6 protein-coding genes and 1 pseudogene are annotated in these 6,000 nt (G+C 57.6%); 6 read left to right on the top strand and 1 reads right to left on the bottom strand.

Annotation, left to right across the window (positions count from 1 at the left end; all coding sequences use genetic code 11):
* Positions 1 to 380: 380 nt before the first annotated feature.
* Positions 381 to 1,037 (bottom strand): DsbA family oxidoreductase, encoded by a 657-nt coding sequence (locus VCA57_RS01530; RefSeq protein ID WP_411183189.1) that lies wholly within the window; start codon positions 1,035 to 1,037, stop codon positions 381 to 383.
* Between the two features lie 219 nt (positions 1,038 to 1,256).
* On the opposite strand from VCA57_RS01530, the gene VCA57_RS01525 reads away from it, so the two are divergent.
* The 6 genes and pseudogenes from VCA57_RS01525 (at position 1,257) to VCA57_RS01500 (ending at position 5,972) form a co-directional block, all read left to right on the top strand.
* A complete protein-coding gene (locus tag VCA57_RS01525) occupies positions 1,257 to 2,927 on the top strand; it encodes a nitrite/sulfite reductase (RefSeq protein ID WP_411183188.1) in 1,671 nt (556 codons plus the stop codon).
* Positions 2,924 to 3,436, top strand: a complete 513-nt coding sequence (locus tag VCA57_RS01520) for a DUF934 domain-containing protein (RefSeq protein WP_411183187.1) — start codon at positions 2,924 to 2,926, stop codon at positions 3,434 to 3,436. Before VCA57_RS01525 ends, VCA57_RS01520 begins: the two co-directional genes overlap by 4 nt.
* A gap of 11 nt (positions 3,437 to 3,447) precedes the next feature.
* Positions 3,448 to 3,816 (top strand): CidA/LrgA family protein, encoded by a 369-nt coding sequence (locus VCA57_RS01515; protein WP_411183186.1) that lies wholly within the window; start codon positions 3,448 to 3,450, stop codon positions 3,814 to 3,816.
* Entirely contained in the window at positions 3,809 to 4,537 is a 729-nt protein-coding gene (locus VCA57_RS01510; protein WP_411183185.1) for an LrgB family protein, read from the top strand. Before VCA57_RS01515 ends, VCA57_RS01510 begins: the two co-directional genes overlap by 8 nt.
* A 191-nt stretch (positions 4,538 to 4,728) precedes the next feature.
* Positions 4,729 to 5,217 (top strand): annotated as a pseudogene (locus VCA57_RS01505) (c-type cytochrome); the annotation flags it as partial.
* Between the two features lie 500 nt (positions 5,218 to 5,717).
* On the top strand, positions 5,718 to 5,972 hold the full coding sequence (locus tag VCA57_RS01500; protein ID WP_411183184.1) for a heavy-metal-associated domain-containing protein: 255 nt from the start codon (positions 5,718 to 5,720) through the stop codon (positions 5,970 to 5,972).
* The last annotated feature ends 28 nt before the right edge of the window (positions 5,973 to 6,000 follow it).

Raw genomic sequence — 6,000 nt, 5'->3', positions numbered from 1 at the left:
ACTCTCGGCAACTTGGTAAACGGATTTGGCCAGATCAACTGCTATTCGCTTCATCACGACACTCCCAATTTCAGTCAACACCGTTTTCGGTATAGAACGGTGGCGCGGGGAGAGTCCATTACAGCATTCAAGTCGTTCGCTTCGCTCACTCGGGACCGGCTAAAGCCGGCCCCTTAACCAAACGTTAGGCGCAAGAGCAACAGCGGAACGCTCAGGGGCTATGCAGCGCTTATGTTGTTTGCAGCTAACTTGATACCGTGCTCTTTTTTGCTCAAGAGCGTCTGCCGGCATTGTGCGATAACCGCATTACCACGCAGGGTTTACTTATCATCAGCGCTCAGCATTTCGCCAGCAGTTCAGTGCCGGCAACGGGGGAATACTCAAGCGTCGGCTGTTGCTAGCTGTTCAAGAATACGTGCGTAGTTCTCGACCCCTTGCGCGCCTGTGACAAGGTGGCGGCGGTTGAAGATTACCGCTGGGACGCCACTGATGCCTTGGCTTATCCACGATCTTTCAGCGGCGCGCACTTCGCTGGCGAAGCGTTGATCTTCAAGAACTGCCAGCGCCTCGTCACGATTTAACCCGATCTCTGCGGCCACATCGGCTAGCACGTTGTTATCCGAAAGGTTGCGGCGATGGGTGAAGTGCGCGACGAAAAGGGCCTGCTTTAAGTCGTGCATGCGGCCCTGTTGATCAGCCCAATGCAGAAGCTGGTGAACGTTGAAGGTGTTGTGCATGCGCATGTCATCGGCAAAGCTGAACTCGAAGCCTAGCTCTGCGCCGGCTTGGGTTATCCGCAGACGGTTCTCTTGCGACTGCTCTTTGGTCGCCCCATATTTCTCGGCGAGGTGTTCGCGCAGGTTTTGCCCCTCGGGTGCCATGTCGGGGTTCAGCTCAAACGGTTGCCAATGCAGCTCATAGTCGGTCCCGCTGGCTTGCAGCGCCTTTTCCAGCTGTCGGTAACCGACGATGCACCACGGGCAAACCACATCAGAAACGATGTCGATATGCAGTTTTTTTGAGTTGAGAGTGGTCATGGCGCTTCCTCAGCGTGAATTCAATGCGTCGTAGAATAGCCCGGTGTAAGGTTTTTCAGCGACCGCATCTGGCTGAAAATAACCGATATGAATTTCCGCGCTGCGGCGTCCTGAGAAACTAGCTGCAGCATCTGCTCCGTATTTTTCCGCTTTATCTGCCGCTGTTTCGGTATCAGTGCCGCGGGCATAGTGCCGGCATCGATAACAGCGAGGCCGCCGATGTATCAATACGATGAATATGACCACGCGCTGGTGCGCGAGCGTGTGGCGCAGTTTCGTGATCAGGTTGAGCGCCGTATTAGTGGTGAGCTGAGCGAAGAAGAGTTTTTGCCACTGCGCCTGCAGAACGGCCTATATATGCAGAAGCACGCTTACATGCTGCGGGTGGCGATTCCCTACGGGACGCTAGCGGCTCGGCAGATGCGGGTATTGGCACATATTGCGCGGCAGTACGACCGTGGCTATGGGCACTTCACCACTCGACAAAACATCCAATTCAACTGGATTGAGCTGGAACAGGTGCCGGACATTCTCGAGCACTTGGCGGACGTGGAGATGCACGCGATCCAGACGTCCGGCAACTGTGTGCGCAATATCACCACCGAGGCCTTTGCCGGGGTCGCCGCCGATGAGTTGCTGGACCCTCGGCCGCTGGCGGAAATCCTCCGGCAGTGGTCGACCATTAATCCGGAGTTCCTTTACCTGCCGCGCAAATTCAAGATCGCCTTGTGCGCCGCTGAGCAAGATCGTGCGGCGGTGATGATGCATGACATCGGCCTGTACCTTTACCGCGATGAGGCCGGTGAACTGTTGTTACGGGTGATGGTGGGCGGTGGCCTTGGACGTACGCCAATCCTCAGCCAGCAGATTCGCGAGGCGTTGCCGTGGCGGCATTTGCTGTCTTACGTTGAGGCGGTGCTGCGTGTGTATAACCGCCATGGCCGACGTGACAATAAGTACAAGGCGCGTATCAAAATCCTGGTCAAAGCCCTAGGTATTGAAGCGTTCGCTCGCGAGGTTGAAGCTGAGTGGCAGCACATCAAGGATGGCCCGGCCGAATTGACCCAGGAAGAATATCAGCGGGTGGCTGATGCTTTTGTTGCGCCGCCGTATGAGCGTCTGCCTGAGGTGGACCTCGGTTTTGGTACTGCTCTGGCGCAGAACGCCGAGTTCGCCCGTTGGGTGTCGCGTAATACCCTGGCGCACAAAATGCCGGGTTATAGCGCTGTGGTGCTGTCGACCAAGCCGGGTATCAGCGCGCCGCCCGGTGATGTGACTGCGCAGCAGATGGAGGCGCTTGCCGATATAGCCGAGCGCTTTGGTTTTGCTGAGCTGCGTATTGCCCATGAGCAGAACATTGTGCTGCCTGATATCCGCAAGGCGGATTTGTATGCTTTGTGGCAGGCGGCGGGCGAGGTGGGGTTGGCGACGCCGAATATTGGTTTACTGACGGATGTGATTGCTTGCCCGGGGGGCGATTTCTGTGCCCTGGCCAATGCCAAGTCGATCCCGATTGCGCAGGCGATTCAGCAGCGTTTTGATGATCTCGATTACCTGCATGACCTGGGCGATATCAGCCTGAATATCTCCGGCTGCATGAATGCCTGTGGCCATCATCACATTGGCAACATCGGTATTCTCGGCGTCGATAAGAATGGTAGCGAGTGGTACCAGGTGACCATTGGTGGCTCGCAGGGTAAGAGTAGTGCGCTGGGTAAGGTGATTGGTCCGGCGTTCAGTGCCGAGCAGATTCCCGAGGTGATCGATGGGCTGGTACGCACCTTTACCGACTATCGCGAGGCCGAGGAGCGCTTTGTCGATACGGTGCAGCGAATCGGCCTGGAGCCATTCAAGGAGCAGGTCTATCGCAAGCAGCAGGTGCCTGCATGAACAATCTGATCAAGCTGATTGATGGCACGCCGAGTATCGTCGAAAACGACCCTTGGCACTTATTGGCTGACAACCTTGCGCCGCGCCCGGCTGGACCGCTGATCCTGCCGCTGGCAGCTTGGCTTGAGCGGCAAGATGCGAGAATTTTGCGTGGCGAGCGATTTAGTCTCGATGGTGTTTGCCTGGCACCGGACGATGAGGTGGAGAGCCTGCAGGCTTACCTACCGGTCCTGCCGTTGATTGCCATCGACTTCCCCAGCTTTCGTGACGGCCGTGGCTACAGCCAGGCTTACTTGCTGCGTACACGATTGGGGTGGCTGGGTGAATTGCGCGCCGTGGGTGATGTGCTGCGTGACCAGCTCAGCCATATGCGCCAGTGCGGTTTTGATGCCTTTGCTGTACGTGCAGACAAGTCTGTGGCAGATGCGCTCAAGGGCTTGGCCGGGATGAGTGTGGTATATGGACGGTCGGCAATCGAGCCGCGGCCATTGTTCCGGCGGCGTACATAAGGAGTGTTCTGATGGTGTTGAAAGGGCTGACCTGGCTGGTCCTCTTGCAAATTCTCGGCAGTTTAATCAGTGAGCTGCTGCTGCCTGTGCTGCCCGGTAGCGTGATCGGTCTGCTGTTGCTGTTTGGCTACCTATTGCTGCGCGGCCAGGTCAGTGAGCCGTTGGGCCAGGCGTCCGGTATCTTGTTGCAATACCTGCCGCTGCTGTTTGTCGTGCCCGCAGCGGGGATCATGTTGGCCAGCGATGCATTGCTCGCTGACCTGCCGGCCATCCTTACTGCGCTGTGCCTGTCGTTGGTGGTCACGGTGCCACTGTGCGGCTGGATGATGCAGCGTTTGGCCATTCGTGTGGAGCAACGCGAGGAGGGTCGCCATGAGTGAGTGGTCGTGGCTGACTGTCGGGCGGTTGGTGGTTGATCATCCGCTGTTCCCCGTGGGGCTGACGCTTCTGGCGTTTCAGTTCGCCTTGTGGCTGTACCGGCGCAGCGGTTGGTTGGTGTTGCAGCCGGTGATGGTTTCCATGTTGCTGGTGGTGGGCGTGTTGCTGGCCTGTGGCATGGATTACGCCACCTATCGCCAGGGTGCCGCGCCCATTGCCTTTCTCCTCGGCCCGGTGACCATCGCCTTGGCCGTGCCGTTGTATAACAACATTAAACGCATTCGCCTGCTGGCCTGGCCGGTCTTATTGACCGTCCTGCTTGGTGGCTCGCTGACGGTTACGCTGACGCTGGTGATCGCCCATGCGATGGGCGCACAACTGCCGGTGTTGGCGAGCCTGTCGGGCAAGTCGGTGACCATGCCGATTGCCATGCTGGCGGCGGAACAACTCGGCGGCCTTGCCTCTCTGGCTGCGGTGTTCGTGATGCTGACCGGCGTGATTGGTACGGCACTGGGGCCTTGGTTGTTGGGGTTGGTCAAAGTGACTCACCCGGCGGCACGGGGGCTGAGCTATGGCATCAATGCTCATGCGATTGGCACCGCACGCGCCCTGGAGGAAGGTTCCGAGTGCGGGGCTTTTGCCGCCTTGGGCATGAGCTTGCTGGGTGTGATCAGCGCTGTGCTCTTGCCATTGTTGGCCGGTTGGGCGCTCGCCGGCTTGTGACGTTCAGCGGTAAAGCCGAGGCGGGTGCCTGTGCCCCCGTCCTTCTGCTAACTCACATTGAGCTGATGATTTTTTTGAGTTGAGTAGCAGCGCTAATCCAGTTCACGCCTTAACGCAGATCGATATCTGCCCGTTTGTCAGGCAGATATCGGCCAGAAGCGCAGGTATCGGTCGAAGAATGCCGACTCACTATCGTGGCCATTTCGGCTTACTCATCCTGGCTCGCCATCGGCATCCCCGCCGGTCAATAGCTGCCGGGTCGCGGCTATCCAGAAGTGCCACAACCTGAGGGCGGGTTTGATCTTGCCAAAGGGCAGCAGGTTTACACCGCGCAATGTGCGGTGTGCCATGGCAAAAGCGGTGAAGGGCAAAAAGCTGGCGATGATTATGTGTTACCGCCCCTGTGGGGCGCGGACTCTTTCAATTGGGGCGCGGGCATGCACCGGATTAACACGGCTGCCGCGTTTATCAAGGCAAACATGCCGTTGGGCAAAGGCGGTAGCTTGTCGAATGACGACGCCTGGCACGTAGCCGCCTTTATGAATAGCCACGAACGCCCGCAGGACCCGCGCTTGATCGATGGCTCGGTCGAGAAGACCCGCGACAAATACCACGCCAATGATGGGGTGAATCTATACGGTAAAACCGTTAACGGGCAGATGCTGGGTAAGGGCATTTAACCTAGCTATTTGGCCGCCTTTTTGCGGATTTTTGAGCCTCTTTTAGACGGCTGAGATCGTTTCGGAGTGCTCATGAAGGAACCCGCTTCTGCGGGTTTTTTGTTGCCCACCGCAAAGAGCGTGGATTGGCTCTGGCAGCCTGAGTTCCCGTTTTTTCGGTTTTATAGACTCTGGTGAGCGACATGCTTTGAGCGAGAGTTTTGGCTCGCAATTGGCAGCGGCTTGCAAGCCAGCTGAGCACGCCCCCCGACTTCATTACCGGCACCGGCTTGCGTGTCGCAGCGAACAGACCAACCGGCAGCGCAGGCGGATAGTCAGTGAAATGCAGAAAAGTGCATCTGCCTATTGTTGACGGACTTGGACGAAATCCTCCGCTCAGAAGGGCCAAGTGACGTTACGTGGCGGTTAAGAAATTGGTTGCGGGTTTTCTGTGCTTGACCTTGCCACCGTGGCAAGGGGGAAAGTCGAATCATCAACCACAGCCCTATAAGGAACGCGCGATGATTACCTTCGACGTAAAAGACATGACCTGCGGCCACTGCATAAAAACTATTACCCAAGCGGTGCTGGCTGTCGATCCGCAGGCCGACGTGCAGATCGACCTGCCATCGCATCGGGTACAGATTGAGTCGGCAAGCGCTGTAGCCGAACTCAGCCAGGCCATTGTGCAGGCGGGTTACTCCCCGGTTGTGACAACTGGCGAACCGGCCATTAGTGCGCCGGCGAAGAAGGCTGGCGGTTGCTGTTGCCATTAAACAGCGCCAACACAGCGCGTTGATATCG

The sequence above is a fragment of the Pseudomonas sp. genome (genome assembly GCF_046581935.1).
Lineage (GTDB): Bacteria > Pseudomonadota > Gammaproteobacteria > Pseudomonadales > Pseudomonadaceae > Aquipseudomonas.
The sequence above is the reverse complement of the archived record's forward strand: the minus strand, read 5'-3'. Positions and strand labels throughout refer to the sequence as shown.

Coding starts and splice junctions, on each gene's coding strand:
- VCA57_RS01530 (WP_411183189.1), bottom strand. CDS start 1,037: ATGACCACTCTCAACTCAAAAAAACTGCATATCGACATCGTTTCTGAT.
- VCA57_RS01525 (WP_411183188.1), top strand. CDS start 1,257: ATGTATCAATACGATGAATATGACCACGCGCTGGTGCGCGAGCGTGTG.
- VCA57_RS01520 (WP_411183187.1), top strand. CDS start 2,924: ATGAACAATCTGATCAAGCTGATTGATGGCACGCCGAGTATCGTCGAA.
- VCA57_RS01515 (WP_411183186.1), top strand. CDS start 3,448: ATGGTGTTGAAAGGGCTGACCTGGCTGGTCCTCTTGCAAATTCTCGGC.
- VCA57_RS01510 (WP_411183185.1), top strand. CDS start 3,809: ATGAGTGAGTGGTCGTGGCTGACTGTCGGGCGGTTGGTGGTTGATCAT.
- VCA57_RS01500 (WP_411183184.1), top strand. CDS start 5,718: ATGATTACCTTCGACGTAAAAGACATGACCTGCGGCCACTGCATAAAA.